This is a genomic window from Rhodococcus sp. NPDC055024 (assembly GCF_053608585.1).
In genome coordinates this window covers 379370-401372 of record NZ_JBSGVT010000003.1, presented here as the reverse complement: position 1 = coordinate 401372, position 22003 = coordinate 379370, and the positions used below count along the sequence as shown (strand labels likewise).

At 62.7% G+C, this 22003-nt stretch carries 21 protein-coding genes; 13 read left to right on the top strand and 8 right to left on the bottom strand.

All coding sequences use genetic code 11. The features are described 5' to 3' along the window. The first annotated feature begins 125 nt into the window (after positions 1-125). The 4 genes from ACWF6P_RS10585 (at position 126) to ACWF6P_RS10570 (ending at position 3768) form a co-directional block, all read left to right on the top strand. Positions 126-806, top strand: coding sequence for an MBL fold metallo-hydrolase (locus ACWF6P_RS10585; protein WP_378445886.1), 681 nt, complete (start codon positions 126-128; stop codon positions 804-806). Positions 807-821: 15 nt separating this feature from the next. Then, a complete protein-coding gene (gene hisS, locus ACWF6P_RS10580) occupies positions 822-2093 on the top strand; it encodes a histidine--tRNA ligase (protein ID WP_452620980.1) in 1272 nt (423 codons plus the stop codon). Continuing rightward, entirely contained in the window at positions 2083-2712 is a 630-nt protein-coding gene (locus tag ACWF6P_RS10575; RefSeq protein ID WP_042919891.1) for a hypothetical protein, read from the top strand. Before hisS ends, ACWF6P_RS10575 begins: the two co-directional genes overlap by 11 nt. A gap of 66 nt (positions 2713-2778) precedes the next feature. Further along, positions 2779-3768, top strand: a complete 990-nt coding sequence (locus tag ACWF6P_RS10570; protein ID WP_452620979.1) for a malate dehydrogenase — start codon at positions 2779-2781, stop codon at positions 3766-3768. A 62-nt stretch (positions 3769-3830) separates the two neighbouring features. On the opposite strand, the gene ACWF6P_RS10565 is transcribed toward ACWF6P_RS10570, so the two are convergent. After that, the gene (locus ACWF6P_RS10565) at positions 3831-5207 is read right to left on the bottom strand and encodes a hypothetical protein (RefSeq protein WP_452620978.1); all 1377 of its coding nucleotides are present in this window, start codon (positions 5205-5207) and stop codon (positions 3831-3833) included. After that, positions 5204-5533, bottom strand: a complete 330-nt coding sequence (locus ACWF6P_RS10560) for a type VII secretion target (protein WP_452620977.1) — start codon at positions 5531-5533, stop codon at positions 5204-5206. Before ACWF6P_RS10560 ends, ACWF6P_RS10565 begins: the two co-directional genes overlap by 4 nt. 173 nt (positions 5534-5706) lie before the next feature. Between ACWF6P_RS10560 and otsB the strand changes: the two genes are divergently transcribed. After that, complete coding sequence (gene otsB, locus ACWF6P_RS10555; RefSeq protein ID WP_452620976.1) at positions 5707-6495, top strand: trehalose-phosphatase; 789 nt, start codon at positions 5707-5709, stop codon at positions 6493-6495. Positions 6496-6694: 199 nt separating this feature from the next. On the opposite strand, the gene ACWF6P_RS10550 is transcribed toward otsB, so the two are convergent. The 4 genes from ACWF6P_RS10550 to ACWF6P_RS10535 all read right to left on the bottom strand — a co-directional run bounded on the left by ACWF6P_RS10550 (position 6695) and on the right by ACWF6P_RS10535 (position 10100). Continuing rightward, on the bottom strand, positions 6695-7486 hold the full coding sequence (locus ACWF6P_RS10550; protein ID WP_452620975.1) for an ABC transporter permease: 792 nt from the start codon (positions 7484-7486) through the stop codon (positions 6695-6697). Further along, entirely contained in the window at positions 7486-8460 is a 975-nt protein-coding gene (locus ACWF6P_RS10545) for an ABC transporter ATP-binding protein (RefSeq protein ID WP_452620974.1), read from the bottom strand. The genes ACWF6P_RS10550 and ACWF6P_RS10545 overlap by 1 nt, the downstream gene beginning before the upstream one ends. Before the next feature lie 81 nt (positions 8461-8541). Beyond that, complete coding sequence (locus ACWF6P_RS10540) at positions 8542-9600, bottom strand: serine/threonine protein phosphatase (RefSeq protein ID WP_452620973.1); 1059 nt, start codon at positions 9598-9600, stop codon at positions 8542-8544. Then, positions 9597-10100, bottom strand: coding sequence for a nuclear transport factor 2 family protein (locus ACWF6P_RS10535; RefSeq protein WP_378630386.1), 504 nt, complete (start codon positions 10098-10100; stop codon positions 9597-9599). The genes ACWF6P_RS10540 and ACWF6P_RS10535 overlap by 4 nt, the downstream gene beginning before the upstream one ends. 158 nt (positions 10101-10258) lie before the next feature. On the opposite strand from ACWF6P_RS10535, the gene ACWF6P_RS10530 reads away from it, so the two are divergent. From ACWF6P_RS10530 to ACWF6P_RS10520, 3 genes are read left to right on the top strand one after another with little or no spacing between them, the layout of a single operon-like run. After that, a complete protein-coding gene (locus ACWF6P_RS10530; RefSeq protein WP_378647887.1) occupies positions 10259-10879 on the top strand; it encodes a TetR/AcrR family transcriptional regulator in 621 nt (206 codons plus the stop codon). Continuing rightward, entirely contained in the window at positions 10879-12642 is a 1764-nt protein-coding gene (gene kstD, locus ACWF6P_RS10525; RefSeq protein WP_452620972.1) for a 3-oxosteroid 1-dehydrogenase, read from the top strand. Before ACWF6P_RS10530 ends, kstD begins: the two co-directional genes overlap by 1 nt. A gap of 15 nt (positions 12643-12657) precedes the next feature. Beyond that, positions 12658-14340: an ABC-F family ATP-binding cassette domain-containing protein gene (locus ACWF6P_RS10520; RefSeq protein ID WP_452620971.1), complete on the top strand. Its 1683-nt coding sequence runs from the start codon at positions 12658-12660 to the stop codon at positions 14338-14340. A gap of 17 nt (positions 14341-14357) precedes the next feature. Here ACWF6P_RS10520 and ACWF6P_RS10515 read toward each other — a convergent pair whose 3' ends face one another. Continuing rightward, on the bottom strand, positions 14358-15005 hold the full coding sequence (locus tag ACWF6P_RS10515; RefSeq protein ID WP_378533234.1) for a hypothetical protein: 648 nt from the start codon (positions 15003-15005) through the stop codon (positions 14358-14360). A gap of 439 nt (positions 15006-15444) precedes the next feature. Between ACWF6P_RS10515 and ACWF6P_RS10510 the strand changes: the two genes are divergently transcribed. After that, a complete protein-coding gene (locus ACWF6P_RS10510; protein ID WP_378533232.1) occupies positions 15445-15999 on the top strand; it encodes a LysM peptidoglycan-binding domain-containing protein in 555 nt (184 codons plus the stop codon). Positions 16000-16011: 12 nt separating this feature from the next. Here ACWF6P_RS10510 and ACWF6P_RS10505 read toward each other — a convergent pair whose 3' ends face one another. Continuing rightward, on the bottom strand, positions 16012-16740 hold the full coding sequence (locus tag ACWF6P_RS10505; RefSeq protein ID WP_452620970.1) for a TetR/AcrR family transcriptional regulator: 729 nt from the start codon (positions 16738-16740) through the stop codon (positions 16012-16014). Between the two features lie 197 nt (positions 16741-16937). Between ACWF6P_RS10505 and ACWF6P_RS10500 the strand changes: the two genes are divergently transcribed. The 4 genes from ACWF6P_RS10500 to ACWF6P_RS10485 are packed head-to-tail and all read left to right on the top strand — an operon-like array spanning position 16938 to position 21962. Next, the gene (locus tag ACWF6P_RS10500; protein WP_452620969.1) at positions 16938-18497 is read left to right on the top strand and encodes an amino acid permease; all 1560 of its coding nucleotides are present in this window, start codon (positions 16938-16940) and stop codon (positions 18495-18497) included. Between the two features lie 2 nt (positions 18498-18499). Beyond that, positions 18500-19333, top strand: coding sequence for an urea amidolyase associated protein UAAP1 (locus tag ACWF6P_RS10495; RefSeq protein ID WP_452620968.1), 834 nt, complete (start codon positions 18500-18502; stop codon positions 19331-19333). Next, positions 19330-19983 carry an urea amidolyase associated protein UAAP2 gene (locus ACWF6P_RS10490; protein WP_347872683.1) on the top strand — a complete coding sequence of 218 codons (654 nt, stop codon included), beginning with the start codon at positions 19330-19332 and terminating at the stop codon, positions 19981-19983. Before ACWF6P_RS10495 ends, ACWF6P_RS10490 begins: the two co-directional genes overlap by 4 nt. Continuing rightward, positions 19980-21962 (top strand): 5-oxoprolinase/urea amidolyase family protein, encoded by a 1983-nt coding sequence (locus ACWF6P_RS10485; protein ID WP_452620967.1) that lies wholly within the window; start codon positions 19980-19982, stop codon positions 21960-21962. Before ACWF6P_RS10490 ends, ACWF6P_RS10485 begins: the two co-directional genes overlap by 4 nt. Positions 21963-22003: the final 41 nt, after the last annotated feature.

The window sequence follows — 22003 nt, the reverse complement described above, 5'->3', positions numbered from 1 at the left end:
GCAAGCGGCTCTACTCGTCGTCAGAGTCTCCCATTGCAACCTGAGAACTTACTGGCGGGGCAGCAGCTTAGGCTGTAACCGACACCGTGTTGTTCGTTTCCGCCCTTCGAAGAGGAGTTGCCCCCGTGCTCGTCACTGGTTTTCCGGCCGGGATGTTCCAAACCAACTGCTACATACTCGCCCAGGACGACGCGTGCGAATGCGTAGTCGTCGACCCGGGGCAGGATGCGGCCGAGCCGCTCTTCGAATATCTCGACTCGAAGGACATGACGGTCAACGCGGTACTACTGACACACGGTCATCTCGATCACGTGTGGTCGGCCCGCGAGGTCTGTGAGCGGTATTCCGTACCCGCGTACATCCATCCCGAAGATCGCTACATGCTCAGCGATCCGGCACGGGGGATCGGCCCGACGATGAAGGAATTCATTCAGGGCATGACGTTCGTGGAGCCGGACGAGGTGATCGAACTGGCCGACGGCGACAAGATCACCGAAGCCGGAATGACGTTTGTCGTCGACCACACACCCGGGCACACGCAGGGATCCGTGGTGTTCCGAACCCAGGCGAACACCGAGGACGGACCCGTGGACTTGGCGTTCACCGGTGACACCCTGTTCCAGGGTTCCATCGGGCGCAGCGACCTGCCCGGCGGAAATCACGAGCAGTTGCTCGCCTCGATCGCCCGCAAGCTACTGGGACTCGGTGACGAGACAGTGGTCCTGCCCGGGCACGGCGGCAACAGTTCGATCGGCGCCGAGCGAAGCTCGAACCCGTTTCTCGTTGGACTCAGCGCACAAGAATAAGGAAAAGTACCTCTCGTGAGTAAAGCCAGCACCTTCTCTGCACCCAAGGGCATTCCGGACTACGTTCCGCCGCAGTCAGCCGAATTCGTCGCCGTTCGTGACGGTTTGACGCGCGCCGCCAGGTTGGCCGGGTACGGCCACATCGAATTGCCGATCTTCGAAGACACCGGCCTGTTCGCGCGCGGCGTCGGCGAGTCCACCGACGTCGTCAGCAAAGAGATGTACACGTTCGCCGACCGTGGCGATCGTTCGGTGACGTTGCGTCCCGAGGGAACCGCAGGCGTCATGCGTGCCGTCATCGAGCACAGCCTCGATCGTGGACAATTGCCGGTCAAGGTCAGCTACGCGGGCCCGTTCTTCCGCTACGAGCGCCCGCAGGCCGGTCGCTACCGTCAGTTGCAGCAGGTCGGCGTCGAGGCCATCGGGATCGACGACCCCGCACTCGACGCTGAGGTCATCGCGATCGCCGACGCCGGATTCCGGTCGTTAGGGCTCGACGGCTTCCGCCTCGAAATCACCTCTCTCGGCGACGACACCTGCCGACCCCAGTACCGCGAACTGCTGCAGGAGTTTCTCCTTGCACTTCCGCTCGACGAGGACACGCGTCGACGCGCGGAGATCAACCCGCTCCGGGTGCTCGACGACAAGCGCCCGGATGTACGTGAGATGACTGCGGGCGCACCGCTCATGCTCGATCACCTGTCGGAGAGCTGCAAGGCCCACTTCGACGAGGTGCTCGCGCACTTGGACGCCTTGGGTGTTCCCTATGTCGTCAACCCGCGCATGGTTCGCGGCCTCGATTACTACACCAAGACGACCTTCGAATTCGTGCACGACGGACTGGGCGCGCAGTCCGGAATCGGCGGCGGTGGTCGTTACGACGGTCTGATGGAACAACTGGGCGGACAGCCGCTCTCGGGGATCGGGTTCGGAATCGGCGTCGACCGCACGGTTCTCGCTCTCGAAGCCGAGGGAAAGTCGGTTGCACCACCGGCACGTGTCGATGTCTTCTGTGTGCCGATGGGCGCCGAGGCGAAGGCGGCACTGGTGAAGATCGCACATCAGTTGCGTGCCAACGGAATTCGTGTCGACCTGGCGTACGGAAATCGTGGCGTGAAGGGCTCGATGAAAGCAGCTGATCGTTCGGGTGCCGCAATCGCATTGGTACTCGGCGAGCGTGAGCTCGAAGAGGGCGTTGTCGTTGTCAAACAGTTGGCAACAGGTGAGCAGGAGACGGTGGCGCTCGACCAGGTTGTCGACAAGCTCGGGGATCTCGTTGAGCACTGAGGCCGAACCGGTTTCACTCGATCTGGTTCCCGTGGCGTTGATCGCGCCGCGGCTGAAGAAGTTCGCCGTTGTCGTTGTGGTGTTCGGTGTGGTCGTCGGGTTGATCGTCAGTGTGTTCTCGACGGCGACCGTTGGAGTGATCGTCGGTGCCGTCATCGCGGTGCCGACGTCGCTGGCGATCCTGATGACGCTGCGCCGACACATCACGTTGTACGGCAACAGGGTTCGTGCGCAAGCTGGTTTTCGAACCAACGACGTCGACGTGGCCGAGGTACTCACGGCGGCGTTGACGGTGCGATCCGGCCGGATCAGCGAGGTCAGCCTGACACTCGGCGACGGACGGTCCACCGTGCGGATACCGCTCGCGCTGTACACGGCAGGAGGCGGGCGCGAGTTGGAGATCCTTGCACTCCGCAAGCTCGCCGACGCCCTCGCTGCCAGCGAGTTGGTGCCGGCTGCCGCGTTGTCCTCGGTGCTGATCGAACAGTTGCGTGCCGAAGCCCGCGGCGCCGGACTGGCCGAGCGTCCGCTGTATCGCGCCGTCGAACTCGTGACGGCGGAGGGACGAGTGCCGAGAACCACACTGACAGACCACGAAGTGGCCGGATTACTCGACTAGCGTGGAAACCGTTCTTGCAGCGTTGTAGAACGGACAGTCGTGAAAACGGCAGGTGAGGAGTCGGCAATGAGTATTGCGCCCGTAACCGTCACGGTGACCGGAGCGTCGGGTCAGATCGCATACGGCATGCTTTTCCGCATAGCTGCGGGGGAGATGCTCGGCGCGGACGTCCCGATCAAACTTCGACTGCTCGAGATTCCCGCCGCCGTGTCCGCTGCCGAAGGTGTTGCGATGGAACTCGAGGACGGCGCATTTCCCTTGCTGAGCTCCATCGACATCACCGACGATCCCGACGTCGCCTTCTCCGGCGCGAACATCGGCATGCTGGTCGGTGCGCGTCCGCGGAGCAAGGGGATGGAGCGCGCCGACTTGCTGAGCGCGAACGGCGCGATTTTCACAGCGCACGGGAAGGCGATCAACAACAACGCAGCCTCGGACGTCAAGGTTCTGGTCGTGGGAAACCCGGCCAATACCAACGCACTTATCGCGATGAACAACGCACCGGATGTACCGGACACTCGGTTCAGTGCACTGACGCGTCTCGACCACAACCGAGCGATCGCGCAGGTGGTAAAGAAGACCGGCGTTCGTGCGTCGTCGGTCCGCAAAGTATCCGTCTGGGGAAACCATTCGGCGACGCAGTACCCGGATCTGTCCCATGCGACCGTCGCGGGCAAGCCTGCGCTCGCGATGATCGACGATCGCGACTGGGTGGAGAACGATTTCATCCCTACGGTTCAGGTGCGAGGCACAGCCATCATCGCTGCGCGTGGATCGTCCTCTGCGGCAAGCGCAGCCAGTGCTTCGATCGACCACGTCCGCGACTGGATGATCGGTACTGCCGAGGATGACTGGGTATCGATGGCCGTGTGTTCGGATGGTTCATACGGAGTGCCCGAAGGATTGATCTCATCCTTCCCGGTGACCTGTGCCGGTGGTGAATTTTCCATAGTTCAGGACCTCTCGATCGACGACTTCTCACGCGAACGGATCGACCTGTCTGTCAGCGAATTGGAGCAGGAGCGTGCGTCGGTGCGGGAGCTGGGCTTCGTCTGAGCTGAGCTTTGTCTGGGGTTGAACCGCCGCCCCGGCCGGTGACACCCGGCCGGGGAGTCCGATCAGAGATCTCGTAACAGGTACTGATCGGGATCCTCGGCGCCGAGCACGGGCGGCGACACCATCGGTAAATCGTCGACCATAGAATTTTCGTCGCCGGCATTGACGAGATACCCCGGAGTGGTGCGTGACGACTCGTCGTCCCGCGATCCGCGAGGTCCGCCGCCCATCATTCCCCCAGGCGTCATATTTCCGCCGCCGACCGCCGAAGATACTGCACCCAGGCCGGGCGTTGCTACCGGAACCGGTTGAACTGCAGCAACTCCCGCCGCGCCTCTCATCGTTCCACCGCTCGCGCCGTTCCCGCCCACCCACGCCCCGCCGGAGCTCGCGGTCGCACCGGGTGACGGCGACCCACCGGCTGCGAGTGACGCCGACGAATTGCCTGCGCCCCACAGCTTCTCGACGCCGGCCGGAAGTCCGGCGCCTGCCTGCGCTGCCGAGGTCGGAACTGCATCGGCGGCTGGGTGAGTGGAGTACGGTGCGTCGCCGGCGTTGATTGATGCCGGTGACTGTGGGGCGGATGCAGCCGAGGCCGACAGAGGCTGGGCGATCTGGCGGGCGGCGTCGGCGAACGCCTCCGGAGCGGCAAGGTTGGCGAGCGCCTCACTGATCGGTGGAGTCGGAACGGGGATCGACCCGGCAAGGGCGTTCATGGCAGCGGTGTGCCCGAGCATTTCGCCGCGAGTCTGCGTCACCGCCGCGACCGCTGCCTGCATGTGTTCAGCTGCGGAGGCAATCAACATTGCCTGCCCGGGTGGTGTCCACGCGATCGGTGCAGCAGCCGCAACCGTGGCGGCGAAGGACTGGGCGATCGCCGCGAGATTTGCATTGCCTCGTTGCACCGATTCCGCTGCGGCAGCAGCGGTTTTCGATATCGCAGTTCCGCGTTCGCTCAATTCTGCGCCGCTGTTCTGTGCGGATCGCGACAGTTCGGTCGCGGCGTCACTGCCGGTGCTGTTCCATGTCTGCCCCACCTCGGCGACCGCGCTTTCGGACAGTCCCATGGCTTGGTCGATCAGCGTGGACGCCTGGTTGAAGATGCCGACGGGATCGATGCCGGTAAAAGTGCCTGTGCCGAGACTCTTCCCGAGTTCGATCAGGGGCGCGAACAGATCTTCGATTCCGGGGAGCGCCGGAACCGGTATGCCGGCGAGCATCGAGTCGACCGCGTTGTTCGGCAGTGCCGGGGCCTGTGGACTGCCGAGGAAGCTCGGTATCGACGGCAGGGTCGGAAGTGACGCGAGCAGGTCCGAGAGATCCCCGAGCGCGGACAAGGCCATTGCCGGGTCCGGCGCACCACCTTGAAGGAGTTCGAGGACCGTCGTCGAGTCGTCTTCGGTATTGACGCGATCGGTATTGACGCGACCGGTGTTCACGCTGTCACACTCGTCGATCCAGCCGCGCCGGTCAGATCTGACGCGATTGCATGATCTGTCCTGTCGTAGGCCTGCGCGGCTGCACCGGCAGTTGCGGCATTACCGGCGTAGAACGTAGCGAGTGCTGCAACGTCTTTGGTGTGTGTGGCCTGAGCGCGCGCGAATGCTTCGAGAAATTCGATCCCGACGGGGCCAACGGCTGGTGCGACTGCCGCGATGTTGGCCCCCAGATCGACGACGGCGGCCTGCGCGATGTGTCCTGCCGCTTCGGCAGACGTCGAGCCGTACTTACGGATGTCGTCAGTGACGACAGTCAATTCGCTCATCATTACCCCCCAGTTGGCAAGCGTCGTGAGAACTGTATCGGACCACAGTCCGCCCTTGCAGGGAGAGAACGCGAGTTCGCCAGCGGTTCCGGACAACTTGGACGAAGTGGCGGAGATTACATTCGGATCCGGTGTTGGTATTGCGGGTGCGATCGATTTGGCACACTCGAACCATGCGAACCGCTTCGGACGTCATCCTCCGACTCACGTCCGATCCAGCTCGCTGTGGACTGGTGATGGATTTCGACGGTGTGCTTGCACCCATCGTCGATGATCCGTCGGCGAGTGCACTTCTGCCCGGCGCCGAGGACGTGCTCGCGACTCTGACGAAGCACCTCGGTGTAGTCGGCCTGCTTTCGGGGCGGCCGGTGTCGTTTCTGCGAGAACGGCTGAGTCTGGATTCGGTTGTACTTATGGGTTCCTACGGTGTCGAGACCTGGACGGACAACGGAATTGAGGTGCTTCCGGCCGTCGCGGCGTTCAGTGATGCCGTCGCCGAAGCAGAAGCCGACCTGCGCCGCTTGTTCTATTCTCAGGCAGTTCCTGGCATCCATGTCGAGAGCAAAGGCCTTGCGGTGGCCGTGCATTGGCGTCGGGCTGCAGATCGAGCGGCCGCGCAGCGCCTGGTGGAAGCAGCGACAACTGAAATCGCGAGCCGGACCGGGTTGCAACGTGAGCCCGGCAAGCTGGTCGAAGAATTGCGCCCACCGGTCAAGGAGGACAAGGGGACAGGTCTTCTTCGTGCGATCGAGGCCGCGGGAGTCGACTTCGTTGCGTACGCAGGTGACGACCGCGGCGATCTACCAGCCTTTGCGGCGGCAATCGCATCCGGGGGAGAAGCGCTGGTGGTCAAGGGCGATGAAATTGCACCAGAAGTTGCCGCCGTCGACGGCGTCCAGTTCGACGGCCCGCAGGCATTCCTGGGTTGGATGAAAGATCTTGCCGCGCAACTCGAACGCTGATGCGTGATGTCAGTCGGCCAGGAACTCGACCAGGTCTTCTTTCGAGGTGCCGCGTGCACGGGGCGGAGTGACGCGAACCCGCTCGTGCCCTGATCCTTGGCGTGATCGACAAGCGCTGCGGGTTCTGTCAACGCGAAACTGGCCGCACCGGAAGGGCTCCGGTGCGGCCAGTTTTGGTCTTGATCAGTTCGTGACTCGGTCAGGCGTCGCGCTTGTTGACGACGGCGATGCTGATTCCGAATATCACCAGCACAAATGCTGCGAAGTAGAACAGGCTTCCCCAAGGGCCCCAATGGAAATTGGCGCTCGAACCCGAAGAGAGGAAGTGGTCGGCATTGGCGAACGGGAGGAACGGTGTGACGTTTCTGCCGAAGGATCCGAACATGCCGAACAGGCTCTCGATGAGCAGTGGCCACAGCAGTAGTAGTGCAATGGCGCCGGCGGACTGACGAAGGAGTGCTCCGACGGCAATAGCAAGGGCGACGCAGAGGAACGCGAAGATCGGTACGCCGTAAACGGCGCGCCAGGCATCGGCGTTGTCGAGTGCAAGATTGGTGGAACCTTCAGAGCCTGCAGCAGCTTTGGTGATGAATACCGCGCCGAGCATGAGAACGAAGGACAGTACCGCGCCGAAAGCCCCGATCAGGCCGGCTTTGGCGATCAGAACCGAAGCCCGACTCGGGATAGCTTGGAAGGTAGTACGGATGATGCCGAAGCGGTACTCGCTGGTGATCGCGAGCGCCGCCATGATCATCAGGACCATGACGCCGAATCCGGATACTCCTAGTCCCGCGTCGTTGAACGTGGGGAGGAATTTCTCGAAATCAGGAGTTCCTGATGCAGCTTCATCGTTGTACGCCTGAATGCTCGAACTCGACGAACGCCCGATCATCCAGGCGACGCCCAACCCAAGGACGATGATTGTGATCGTGCACCACAGCGGCGACTTGGTCGTGGTGATCTTGATACGTTCAGCACTGAGAACAGCCATTACAGTGCACCTCCCATAGCGTGCTGTGTGTTTGAATGGTGGGCTCCGGCACCCGGATCGATACCGGATGCGTGGTACTGGACATCATCTCCGGTCAACTTCATGAACGCATCCTCGAGCGACCCCTGCACAGACGCCAACTCGTGCAACACGATTCCCTGCGAACCAGCCAGACCGCCGATCACATCGGTGGTCGAATCCACCACCACCAACACCGGCTCCGATCCTGAATGCTCCACGCGGACAGTCAGTCCGTGGGCAGTCAATGCGGCATGGAGAGCGTCCAATTGTGGGCTGCGCACGCGTACCGTCGACTCCGACGAACGATCCACGAACTCCGCCACCGTCGAATCCGAAATCAACCGACCCCGACCGATCACCACCAACTGCTCCGCCGTGAGCGCCATCTCCGACAGAAGGTGACTCGACACCAACACAGTGCGGCCCTCCGCCGCCAACCGCTGCATGAACTTACGAATCCAGACGATGCCCTCCGGATCGAGACCGTTGACCGGCTCGTCGAACAACAACACCTTCGGATCACCCAACAACGCACCCGCCAACCCGAGACGCTGCGACATACCGAGCGAGAACCCGCCGGCCTTCTTGCCCGCCACCTCGGACAACCCGACCAACCCGAGCACCTCGTCGACGCGGGACTTCGGGATCCCGTTCGAGGCAGCCATCCACTGCAGATGCGCCCGCGCACTGCGATTGGGGTGCACCCACTTCGCATCCAGCAACGCGCCCACCGTCCGCAACGGTGTTGTGAGCTCCCGGTACGGCCTGCCGTCGATCAACGCCGCACCCGACGTCGGCTGATCCAAACCCAGGATCATCCGCATCGTCGTCGACTTGCCCGCACCGTTCGGGCCCAGAAAGCCCGTCACGATGCCCGGCTTGACCGTGAACGACAAATCGTCCACCGCTTTCGTCGGTCCGTAAACCTTGGTCAATCCCCTCAGTTCAATCATGTGCAGAACTGTGCCCTACCGGCAATGACCAGCGCATCGGTCCGGAGGATGACATGAACCCTGAGATGTGGAGACGGCAGTTCAGGGAAAACCCTGTCCTCGACCGGATCTCAGAACTGCCGCTATATGAGGGTAGTGCGCGTCGAAGTCGCCGTCGAACAATTGCCAGTAGAAGTCGTTCATCTCCGCAGCGGCAGGTGCGTGCCGGGTCAAGATCGCGGCCACCTCCGGTGCCACATCACCGGGGATATGACCTGTGGCGCACCGGCGTACGTACTCGTTGCGGGCGACTGGTCCGCCGCTGGTCGGCCTCGGTACCCCGCAGACCTCGGTCACCAACCAGTTGACCAGAAGCATGGCGGCGTAGTCGGCGTCGTGAGTGGCATGACTCCGGGCGAAGTCGCGCTCGGCAGTCGACAGGTCGAAGTGTGGGGATGTGGCCAGTCCGAAGTCGCTGAGATAGATCCGCTCCATGTCGGTGCGCATATTGCCGAAATGTCCGTCCATGTGGAGCAACTGTCGATCGCGCAAGAACGCCACGATCTCCGAGAACTGTCGCTCGACTTCGGCAGCCTTGCCGGTCGGGTTGTCTTGCAGCCAATCCGATATCGGGTGTGCGATGTACTCGCAGAACAGAACGAGGCTGCATGGTGCAGCGGCGAGTGCCTCGAGGCGTGTTCGTACTGCCGGGCTGCCGCCCTGAGAGGCAAGCACCGCGTCGATGTCCGCGTGTTCGGATGCAACAGGTGAGCGGCCGGGCAGCACCCGCCAGTGGTAAAGCATCGGGAACGACTGTGTTTCGCCGGCCAGAACGGCATCGGTGACGACGACGTTCGCGGCCAGCTCTCGCCAAGCGTTGAAGCTTGGGCCTCCAATGCCGTACTGGCAGAACATGGGTAGGTCGAAGAGGTTGGACGTGGAGCCCACGTCGGCGAGTTCGCGTTCGCTCAATGGAATTCGTTTGGTGAATACCGGAACGCCGTTGAGCCTGTTTTCGCCGACACTGACGAGTCCTGCGGCGCCGCCCACTCCGACACTCGTGACTCGAGCGGTGTCTACCAGTTGGGCCAGTTCGGCATCGTTCTGAGAAGCGAGGAATGCCGATAGTTTTCGATACCGGTCAGCCCTGACATCTGTCATTCCACGACTGTGCCACAGGTTCGTGCGGCTTCGATTTCGCGAAGCCGCTTGTCGAAGTCTCCGATTCTGGCGGTGTCCTCGTAATAGTCTTCCTGCTCGATGATCTTCCCCCACTTGGTTCGGACGAGAAGCACTGTCCGATTTTGGTAGATGACGGAGCCGTCGGGGCCGAGCGCTCGGTCATTGAAACGCGCGAGCAGCGTCATGCGCCAAAGTGAACCACCGAAATACGCTTCGGTGACTTCGCCTTGAAGCCCGGCTGCGACGAATTCCTGGAGAAATTTCTCAATTTGGTCCCTTCCGGCGTGCACGCCGGCCCACCGATGATCGCCGTCGGCGAATCTCAGTACTGCGTCACGGTGATATGAGCCCAGCAGCGGACGGTAGTTTCCGGAGTTGAGCGCCCGGACGTCGCGCCTGAACTTGAAAAGCAAAGCTTTACGCAGCAGCGATCGCGAGACGATCGCCGTTCCGAGGCCGGCCGCGAACCATCGCTTCATCTTCGAAGCTTGTCGTGGCATCGAATGCCCTGTCAACGATGTGCCGGGGTCTGCTGGTATCTGACAGAGAATTGGATATTGACAGTGACTGTCACAATAGGTGAGACTCGCATTATCGAGAATGGCCGGATCTCGGCCGAGGCGGGAGGACGTTGCTGATGTCACTACGGGAGAGACAGCGGTTGCAGGTGCGAGCAGACATTCAACGTGCGGCATTCGAACTGTTCGCACGTGACGGTTTCGAAGACGTGACCACTGAGCAGATTGCGTCGGCGGCGGGGGTGTCGGCGAGCACGTACTTTCGGCACGTTCGTAACAAGGAGGATTTGCTGTTGGATCCGGTCAGGCAAGGCGGTGCCGGAATCGTGACGCTACTCGAGGAGCGCCCGGCATCCGAGTCGGCTGATCTTGCGATCTCACGGGCAATCCTCGAGCGTTCCAATGCTTTCGAGTCCTCGGAGATCGATCAGTGGCGATCGGCGTTCCGTACCGCGCCGCACCTGATGGATCGAGTCGCGCTGATCGCGCCCGAACATCGTGATCGGCTGGTCGAGTTGGTGGCACAGCGAATGCAACTCGATCCGGAAAACGACAGCCGTCCAGGACTTCTCGTTCATCTGATGTTGGCTGCGGCGGAGTTCGGCTATCGGCAATGGATACGTCACCCCCAAAAGCGCGGGGCATCGCTTCCCGTGTGCGTCGAGGGGGCGCTCGACGCCGTTCGGGGATCCCGGTGGCACACGCAGGACGAAGATGACACGAAAGGCCGTGACCAGTGATGGACGAGAACTCTCAGGGCGCCGTGCCGCCCGTGGTAAATGTGCCCGTAGTGGATGTCGTTGTTGTCGGCTCGGGGGCTGCCGGCATGTCCGCAGCCATCACCGCAGCCCGCAACGGACTCTCGACGATCCTCGTGGAGAAGTCCGAATACTGGGGCGGTTCGTCCTCTCGGTCCGGGGGCGGCGTGTGGATTCCGGGAAATTCGATACTTCGCCGCGAGGCGCCGGCAGACGATATCGACTCTGCGCGAACATATCTGAAGAGCATTGTCGGCGAGGACGCGGACACCGATCGCATTGATACCTATATCGATCGAGGCCCCGAAGCCCTCGATTTCCTGATCCGACATTCCGCTCTGGACCTCGAATGGGTGAAGGGTTACTCCGACTACTTTCCCGAGGCGCCCGGCGGACTTGCAAGCGGGCGATCGTGCGAACCGCGCCCGTTCGATGCCCGAGCACTGGGCGACGATCTCGCGACACTTCATCCGCCGTACATGAAGGTTCCGCTCAACATGGTTGTCCAACAATCTGACTACCGGTGGCTGAGCACGGGGATTCGGCATTGGCGCGGGCCGGTGCGAATGCTTCGGGTGGGAATGAGATCCCTGGCCGCGAAGGCCAGGAAGAAGAAGCTGATCGGGCTCGGACCAGCACTCATGGCGGAACTGATGCTCGGAGTTCGGGAAGCCGGAGTGCCGGTGAAACTCGGAACGAAGCTTGTGGATTTGGTTACCGACAGCGGACGTGTGGTGGGCGTGCGACTCGAGTCCGGGGGAGTACAGACAACGCTGCGCGCGCGATGCGGCGTCATCCTCGCGTGTGGCGGTTTCGACAACAACGACGACATGCGCAGCGAGTATCAGCGTCGACCGAGTAGTGCACAGTGGACTCTCGGAGCGCCGACCAATACCGGGGACGGTATCCGAGCAGCTCTCGGCATCGGCGCAGCAATTTCGTACATGGACGACGCGTGGTGGGCGCCGTCGATTCCACTGCCCAAGGGCCCGTGGTTCGCCTTGGCGGAGCGCTCGTTGCCGCGCAGTCTGATGGTCAACGCCGGCGGGAATCGGTTCATGAACGAGTCGCTTCCCTACGTCGAAGCGGCGCATGCAATGTTCGGCGGGAAACATGGCCGAGGTGAAGGCCCTGCCGAGAACATCCCGGCCTGGCTGATATTCGATCAGACTTACCGTGACCGTTACCTGTTCGCGGGAGTTCCGGCGCGTGGGTCGATACCTCGGTCGTGGGTCGCATCGGGCGCGATTGTGCGAGCCGGATCGATTGCCGAACTTGCTGCCGAGATCGGAGTACCAGGCGATGCGTTGTCGGCGACGATCACGCGATTCAACAGTTATGCGCGCGACGGAGTCGATCGTGACTTCGGCCGGGGGACAAGCAAATACGACCACTATTACGGTGACCGCACCAACAAGCCCAATCCCAGCCTCGGAGAACTCACCAAGGGGCCGTTCTACGCCGCGAAGATGGTTCCCGGCGATCTGGGAACCAAGGGCGGTATCAACACGGACGCTCGCGCGCGGGCGCTGCGCGCGGACGGTTCAGTCATCGACGGGCTCTACGCCGCCGGAAACACCAGTTCGCCGGTGATGGGTCATACCTATGCGGGGCCAGGCGCAACTATCGGTCCCGCAATGGTTTTCGGCTATCTGGCGGCGCTCGACGCGGTCGCACAATCCCATGACGGTCGTGAGCTAGCGACCGAAGGCAGAAATAATGGTTTGGCAGATCGCCGTGGGTAGGGTTCTCTTGACAGCGTGACCCACCTCAACATCGCCGACGTCGACTACTTTCTCCCTGATGGTCGACAACTGCTCAGCGGCGTCAGCTTCCGGGTCGGCAACGGTGCCAAGACTGCACTGATCGGCCCGAATGGGACCGGCAAGACGACATTGCTTCGGATCATTGCCGGAGACGCACTCGCTGACGAGGGCGCAGTCACCAGATCCGGAACACTGGGTGTGATGCGGCAATTCGTCGGTCAGGTTCGTGACGAGTCCACCGTGCGTGATCTCCTGTTGTCCGTCTCTCCGGCGCCGATCCGCGACGCGGCACTGGCGCTCGACACCGCGGAGAACGCGATGATCGAGCGAGACGAAGAGTCAACTCAGATGAAATACTCACACGCGCTGGCCGATTGGGCCGACGTCGGCGGATACGAGACCGAAGACTTCTGGGACAAGATCACTACCTCGGCTCTCGGAGTTCCCTACGACCGTGCGAAGTGGCGAGCGGCCAACTCGCTCAGTGGCGGCGAGCAGAAGCGGTTGGTTCTCGAAGCGTTGTTTGCCGGGCCCGACGACGCACTTCTTCTGGACGAGCCGGACAACTACCTCGATGTTCCGGGGAAGAGGTGGCTGGAAAAAACGATCTCGGAATCGCCGAAAGTGGTCCTGTTCGTCAGCCACGATCGCGAACTGATCGCCAATGCGGCCACCCACATCGTGACACTCGAACCCGGAATCAGCGGCGCGACATCGTGGACCCACGGCGCTGGGCTGGCCAGCTACCACCAGGCCCGCGAGGATCGCAACGCGCGCTTCGAAGAACTGCGCCGGCGCTGGGACGAAGAACACGCGAAACTGCGTGCCCTGGTTCTGCGATTGCGTGAAAAGGCCAAGTTCAACGACGGCATCGCTGCTCGGTACCACGCTTCGCAAACCCGGTTGGCGAAATTCGAGGAGGCAGGACCGCCCGAGGCAATTCCTCTACAGCAGAAGGTGACAGTGCGACTGGCGGGTGGGCGAACTGCCAAGCGTGCCTTGGTCTGCCAGAATCTCGAGCTGACGGGTCTGATGAAGCCCTTCGACGCCGAGATCTGGTACGGAGACCGCGTTGCCGTGCTGGGCTCCAACGGGTCCGGGAAGTCGCATTTCCTCCGTCTCTTGGCGGGCGGTGGAACCGACCCTGGGACCGAGCATCTTCCCGTCGAGGCGCTCGACATCGCACCGGTTGAGCATGGCGGAACCGCGACGCTGGGTGCTCGGGTACGTCCCGGATTGTTTGCACAGACACACTCCAGGCCCGATCTGACCGGAAACACGCTGTTCGAGATCCTGCACATGGGCGACGAACACCGCAACGGAATGGGGCGTGAAGCGGCGAGCCGGGCTCTTGATCGTTATGGATTGTCCCAAGCAGCGGAGCAGAAGTACAACGACCTGTCCGGCGGTCAGCAGGCACGACTGCAGATTCTGCTCCTCGAGCTCTCCGGCGCCACGATGCTGTTGCTCGATGAGCCGACCGACAACCTCGACCTTCATTCGGCGGATGCGCTCGAGCAGGGGATTGCCCAGTTTGCCGGAACCGTCATCTCGGTCACCCACGATCGTTGGTTCGCACGCGGGTTCGACAGGTTCCTGGTCTTCGGATCGGATGGAAATGTGTACGAGAGTGAGTCGCCGGTCTGGGACGAGGCCAGGGTCGAACGAGCGCGCTGAGATCGAGCAGCCGCTCCCTACCTGGGGAGAGGCGGCAATTCGCCGATCACCGTGCGAAGAAGGCTCAGATCGCTGCGGTGCGGTCGGGTCGGGGGACACTGCGAAAGATCGAGCTGCGCCGGGAAGTGCCACACAACGCGCCCTGGATCTACGCGTTCGACCGCCGAGTACCACTCGGTGAGCGGCTCGGCGAGCGCCGCGTGAAGCTCGAAGTGGCGTCGGCGGCGGCTGGGGTCTCCTTCGCGCTGCAGTAGAAGTTGCTCCGATGCGGGTATCGAGATGACGGTCAGATCCGCGAAACCGAGTTTCAGCTGCGCAAAAGCGCTTTCGACCGCCAGGAGTTCGTGCTCGAATCGCTCCCGAGGCGCCGCGCCCACTGCAGCGAGACACCAGCTGTAGTGCAGTTTCAGCGGGTCGCTGTCGCAGAGCGCGGTACCGGTTCTCGATTCGAGATCTTCCGCTTGCGACCATCGCTTCGAATTGACCGTTGTCCAATAACTTGCCTGAACGTCGAGATCCGTGCCGTCCGGCTCGAACCCCGTGGGCTGATACTCGGCGACGAATTCTTCCGCTGCGGATTCGCCACCGAGTTGGGTTCGGCACCAGGTGGTCTTGCCGGCGGCGCTGGGGCCTTCCACTGCGATGATCACCAGTTCATTCTCCATAATGATTGGGGCGGTTGGTTTTTCCCGTTGCCAGGACTCTCTTAACATCCCCAGGGGCCTCGTTGGTGGTTCGACACGGCCGATTCCGGTGCTGTGGGTCACAAGATTACCGTGACGGTTGCCACATAACGGACGGATAACGATCGGTATGGTTGAAGCTCGAATCAACTAGCTGACCTGCGGCTATTGCCCGATTCTTCGCAGATTCTGGTACGGCAGTGCTGGAAAACTGCCCCGTGACCAATCCGTGACCATCGCCTACGGTCGTTGACAGCCCGAAACTACCGGGCAAACACCGACCCGCAACTGCGTGCTTCTGCCCCGCGGGTCCGGTACTCCCGAAACCTTCGCGGGGCAGGAGTGAAACAGGCGAGTCGATCGACGAGACGTGAAAGCGTCCGGGCCGACGTCGTCCGCGGTGGCGGAGAGGATTTACCCAATGACCAGCATCACCTTCAAGCGCGCCCTCGGCGCAGTTGCAACCGCAGGCGCAGTCGTCGCGATCCCGCTCGCCATGAGCACCGGCACCGCGTCGGCAGCCGGCCACGACTGGTCCGGAGTCGCCAACTGCGAGTCCTCCGGCAACTGGGCCGCCAACACCGGCAACGGCTTCTACGGCGGACTGCAGTTCACGCAGAGCACCTGGAACGCATTCGGCGGATCCGGCAACGCTGCCAACGCCAGCCAGTCCGAGCAGATCCGTGTCGCCGAGAACGTTCTCGCAGGCCAGGGCGTCGGCGCATGGCCCGTCTGCGGTCAGTACCTGACCACCGGCACCACCGCGGGCAACTACGAGGCCGCAGCAGCTCCCATCACCGCTGAGGCTTCCGTCGAGTCGGCTCCGGCGGCAAGCACCGGAAGCGGCAACTACGTGGTCAAGGCAGGCGACACCCTGTCGAAGATCGCTGCTGCACACGGCATCTCGCTCGAGAACCTCGCCAGCCAGGTCCCGAACATCAACCTCATCTTCCCGGGACAGTCCCTCTCGGTCTAGTCTCGTGGCCGTTTAGGTCCTCATTGCGTCGAAATTGTCCGGAGCTGATTCAGCCCCGGACAATTTCGGCGTTTCTGCGTTCGAGATGAGTTCCGCCGCTTCCGTATGGAGAGGAGCAAGATCCTGGCGCCACCCCAGAATGTGCAATGCCGACCCGGCGATGACGGCGGCGTCGGGGATCGGCGTTCCTTCGAGCGCGTCGGCTCGCGCGCTGATCACGCTTTCGACCAGGCGAAACGGAAGCTCGGCCAGAGTCGATACCGGATCGCCAATCGCGGCGAGCACTGCCTGGGCGAGTGTCCGGTATTGCTCGCGAAGCCGATCGCGATCGGCCCGGAACGACATGAACCGGTCGCTTCTCAGTTCCGGCAAGAGGTAGAGGACGCCGAGGTTCCACCGTCCGGTGATCAGTTGCGCCGCGTCGATGTACGAAAGCGCGTACAGCTTCACCTCGGGTGAGGCGTCGAGCGGCCTGAGATTCTCTGCGAAGTCGATCGCCGGAGTCACCGTGTCGGCGAGTAGCGCAACGAGGATGTCGTCTTTGGTGGCGAAATGGTTGTACAGAGACGCCTGACGCATCCCGACTGCTTCGGCGATATGGCGCGTCGACGTCGCCGCGAAGCCTCGGGTGGTGAACAGTTCCGCGGCAGCATCCAAGATCTCCGCCCGGGCGGTTCCACCCGGGCGTCGGCGAGGGGTCAGGCGGGGTCGTCCGGGGCCGGCGTTGGTCACGCCTTCCATAGTGGCAGGCCGAGGCCTTACATGCGGGGTGGACGTCCCTGTGAGCATTTGGTCACGTGCTCGAAACGTACTCAACGAGCCTGTTACAGAATCGGGCGAATCGTATACGCGGGCGTCACCTGCGGCGAGTGGATTTCGCGAAAACTATCAATCGACAGTTATTCGCCTCTGAATCGCTTCGCCGAAGGAGTACGCCGTTGAGTGCAACCACCCCGGCTGCGCAGCCCACAACCGCATCCGCGCTCGCCTCTTCACCTCACGACGACGGTGACCTCGCGGAGTTCGGCTACGAGCAGCAGCTGCATCGATCGCTGGGAAAGTTCGCGTCGTTTGCCGCGGGCTTCTCCTTCGTCTCCATTCTGACCACGATCTTCCAATTGTTCGGTCTCGGTTTCGGTTTCGCGGGGCCGGCCTTCTTCTGGACCTGGCCGGTCGTCTTCATCGGACAGTTCATGGTCGCGCTCAACTTCGCGGAACTTGCTGCCAGATATCCGATTTCGGGTGCCATCTACCAGTGGTCGCGGCGAATGGGCGGTGAGATCGTCGGCTGGTTCGCCGGGTGGTTCATGATTCTCGCGCAGATCGTCACCGCATCGGCGGCCGCCATCGCCTTGCAAGTTGTGCTCCCCAATGTGTGGAGTGGGTTCCAGATCATCGGCGAGGACAGCGCGCTCACCTCCTCGAGTGGTGCTGCCAATGCGGTGCTACTCGGTTCGGTACTTCTGGTTCTCACCACCTTCATCAACTGCATCGGCGTCAACTGGATGTCGCGTATCAACAACATCGGTGTGACCTGCGAAATTGTCGGTGTCATCGCTGTGGTCGGGATGTTCTTCACCCACGCTCAGCGCGGACCGGACGTCGTCTTCGACACCGGCAGTGCCGGCGGTCAGCCCGGATACGCCTGGGCGTGGATCATGTCCGGACTGATGGCCGCTTACGTCATGGTCGGATTCGGTTCGGCAGGGGAATTGGCCGAGGAGACCCGCAATCCTCGACGCGTTGCACCCCGCACGATCCGTCTTGCACTCTCTGCGTCCGCACTCGGTGGCGGCTTGATGATCCTCGGCGCGTTGATGGCGGCGCCTTCGCTCACCGACGGTCGCCTGGCCACGGAAGGTTTGCCGTACGTACTGACGTCCATCCTGAGTTCGCCGTGGGGCACCGTTCTGCTGATCGACGTCTCGATCGCAGTGTTCGTATGCACCTTGGCAATTCAGACCGCAGCATCGCGGCTCATGTTCTCCATGGCCCGCGACGGGCGTCTGCCGGCCTCGCCGATCCTGGCAAAGGTGAACCCCCGCACTGGAACACCTATCGCACCGTCCATCCTCATCGGCCTGATCTGCATCGCCGTTCTGGCCGTCAACGTGGGCAACTCGGCAATTTTCGCGACCCTGTCCAGCGTGTGCATCATCTTGATCTACTTGGCCTACCTCATGGTAACTGTGCCGCTGTTGATTCAGCGGCTCAAGGGCTGGCCGCGCACCGCTGCCGGCCCCAAGTTCGATGCCGAAGGTGAAAAGCTGTTCTCCCTCGGTATCTGGGGAGTGCCTGTCAATATCGCGGCGGTGGTGTACGGCGCACTGATGGTGATCAACCTGTCCTGGCCGCGGGCCGAGATCTTCAATCCCACCGGCGAATATCCCATCCTGCAGTGGGCTGCCCCCATCACGATTGCGCTGGTCGTCGGGCTTGGAGTCGCCTGCTTCCCGCGCGGCCGCGCCACCCCGAATCCCGTCACGATCGGAGCCTGACCATGACTACCCAGACCACCGCCGGAGCCCGCGAGCATGCCCGGTCCCAAGCCGGAACGATCACCGATTCCATGCCCGTTTTGCCTGCAACGCGTTGGCCGTACCCACCCGAGGACGTCGCCTCGGAGCGTCTGACCTGGGCTGAAACGGTGCCGGGCGGGCGATACACGACGAAGATTCTCGCCCGTGGAACGCGATTGCGACTTCGCGACGTCGTTGGCAGCGCCTGCGCCAATGTCTTGCTCTACCGCGCCGACGCTCCCTGGGAGCGGCTCAACGTCGCCGATACCGTCAAGGTGCCGTGGCAGGCGTATCTCGGCGTCGGGCACCCATTGCTCTCCGATCAGGGGCGAGTACTCGCGACCGTCGTCGCAGACACCTCGGGTCACCACGACGCGTTCTGTGGAACGACATCGCGCGCCACCAACGAGGCGAAATACGGTCAGGGTTCGTTGCATAGTGCCTCACCCGCCGGACGCGAACTTTTCACCGTGGCTGCCGCGAAGAACGGACTCGGGCAGCAGGACATAGCGCCTCCGTTGTCGTTCTTCCACGGTGTGCGCGTCGAAGCCGACGGCGCTCTCACCAGCACCGGATCCGCCGGAGCAGGTGCAACGGTTGACCTTCTGATCCACCTGCCCGTCATCGTGATGATCGCCAACACCGCGCACCCACTCGACCCGGCGTCGGAGTTTCCCACCACGTCCCTCGAAGTGCTCGCGTGGAATGCGGCCGACGAACTCGACAGCCTCGTCGATCGCGGGCCGGAATACCAACGCGCAGTGCTCAATACCGAAGACGCCTGGACGGCTTCGAACCTGGAGGAGATCGCATGACCACCACCTTGGATGTCCCCGCCCTCGTTCCCGGAACGGTGATCCTCGACGAGATCGCTGACGCGTTCGGGCCGTGGTCAGCGCTCGTTCGTGCCGGTGACGTCCTGACCATCGTCGATCTGCACGGAAATCAAGCCGTCGACACACTCGTCTACGCCGGTGACGATCACAGCGTTCGGTATTCGGCAGCAGCGACTGTCGCCGCCCAGCGGAATCTGTTCCTGACCACAGGCTCCGTGCTCCGCAGTGACGACGGAACTCCGCTCATGACACTTGTTGCGGACGAGGTCGGAAACCACGACACGGTCGGCGGCGCGTGCTCTCAGGAATCGAACACGTTGCGATACGGCCACCACACCAAGCATCAGCACGCGTGCGTCGAGAACTTCCTCGTAGAGGGCGCCAAATGGGGGCTCGGTAAACGGGACCTGGTGTCCAACATCAACTTCTTCATGAACGTCCCGGTCGACCCCGACGGCACGCTCGGCATCGTCGACGGACTGTCGGCGCCGGGAAAGCGGCTCGCGTTGCGTGCCGAACGCGACGCGCTTGTCCTCGTGTCCAACTGCCCGCAGATCAACAACCCGTGCAACGGCTTCGATCCGACGGCCGTCCGCATGATCGTCACACGGCCGGGAGCAGACGAATGAACGCAAAGCTGACCATCGTGCGTCCCGGAATGTTGACGACGGTTCAGGACTATCCCGGACGGGTTGGATATTGGCAGATCGGAGTCCCTCCATCGGGCCCGATGGACGACCTGTCGTTTCGGTTGGGAAACACCGCACTCGGAAATCCTGAAGGCGCTCCGGGAATCGAATGCGCAATGGCCGGACCTGCGATGACCTTTGACGAAGACACCACGGTGTGCGTCACAGGCGCCCCGGTGTCGGTGACCGTCGACGGCGTCGCACACGGTCAGTGGCGACCAGTTTTCGTTCCCGCTGGAGCGGTGCTCGACGTCGGAACGGTCAGCGGTCCGGGACTGCGCATCTACGTACTCGTGCAGGGCGGAATCGAGACCGACGACTATCTCGGCAGCGCCTCGACCTTCACCCTGGGTAGGTTCGGTGGACACGAAGGCCGGACCCTGCGTGCAGGAGACGTTCTCAAACTCGGACAGGCGACCGCGGCCGCGGGAGCTGTTCCCGCCGAGCATGTTCCGGCGATACACACGTGCTGGGAACTCGCGGTGACCGAGGGCCCGCACGGGGCGCCGGAGTTCTTCACCCGCTCCGACATCGACACTCTGTACGCGACCGAGTACGAGGTCCACTTCAACTCCGACCGCACCGGAGTCCGGTTGGTCGGGCCGAAACCTGACTGGGCTCGAACCACAGGAGGCGAAGCGGGCCTTCACCCGTCGAACATTCACGACAACGCGTACTCGATCGGTGCACTCGACTTCACCGGCGACACACCCATCCTCCTCGGACCCGACGGACCGAGCCTCGGCGGCTTCGTCTGCCCGATCACGGTCGTTTCCGCCGATCGATGGAAGCTCGGACAGTTGGCTCCCGGCAACAAGATTCGCTTCGTACCGGTTCGTGCCGAACGGGCGGCCTCGCGCCGTGACCTGGGAGTATCGCGTCGAGCCTCCAGTTCGGTTGTGCATTCCACCGGCGGTGACGGCGACGACGGCGTCATCGCCCGCCGCGACGGCGACACCCCGGTGACGTATCGCCGCTCGGGTGACGACAACGTGTTGGTCGAGTACGGCGACATGAATCTCGATCTGGCCCTGCGTGCGCGTGCACACGCGCTGCATCAGCGACTCGAACTCGAGAAACCGGCCGGACTACTCGATCTCACGCCGGGAATCCGCAGCCTGCAGGTCCGCGTTGACCCCGACGTCCTGCCCGTCGGCACACTGATGGGAATGCTCGCCGAGGCAGAGGACACCTTGCCGGCGGCCAACGAACTCGTGGTGCCCAGTCGCACTGTGCGGATGCCACTTTCGTGGGACGACCCGGCAACGCGCGAAGCGATCCAGCGGTACATGCACGGCGTTCGCGCCGACGCGCCGTGGTGCCCGTGGAACATCGAGTTCATCCGCCGGATGAACGGTCTCGAATCCGTGAACGACGTGTTCGACACCGTCTTCGGCGCCGAGTACATGGTGCTCGGCCTCGGCGACGTCTACCTCGGAGCGCCGGTCGCGACACCGCTCGATCCGCGCCATCGCCTGGTCACGACCAAGTACAACCCTGCCCGCACCTGGACCCCGGAAAACGCCGTCGGGATCGGTGGGGCTTACCTCTGCATCTACGGCATGGAAGGCCCAGGTGGGTACCAGTTCGTCGGACGTACGACGCAGGTGTGGAATCACCGCCACCCCGCGAAGTCGGGTCCGTTCGAGGAGGGCACTCCCTGGCTACTGCGATTCTTCGACCGGATCACCTGGTATCCCGTCGAGCCGGAAGAGTTGATGGATCTGCGTGCGGACACCGCCGCCGGCCGCGGCGGGGGAGTCGAGATCGAGGACGGAAGTTTCTCCCTGGCCGAGCATCAGGAGTTCCTCGCGTCGAATTCGCGCTCCATCGAGGAGTTCCGCGCGATGCAGTCCGTCGCGTTCGGGGCCGAGCGTCAGCGCTGGTCGGATGCGGGGGAGTTCTCGCTACCCGGTTGATTGCCGACTGATCACCGTTTTCTCCGAGTGAGCACCGCTTC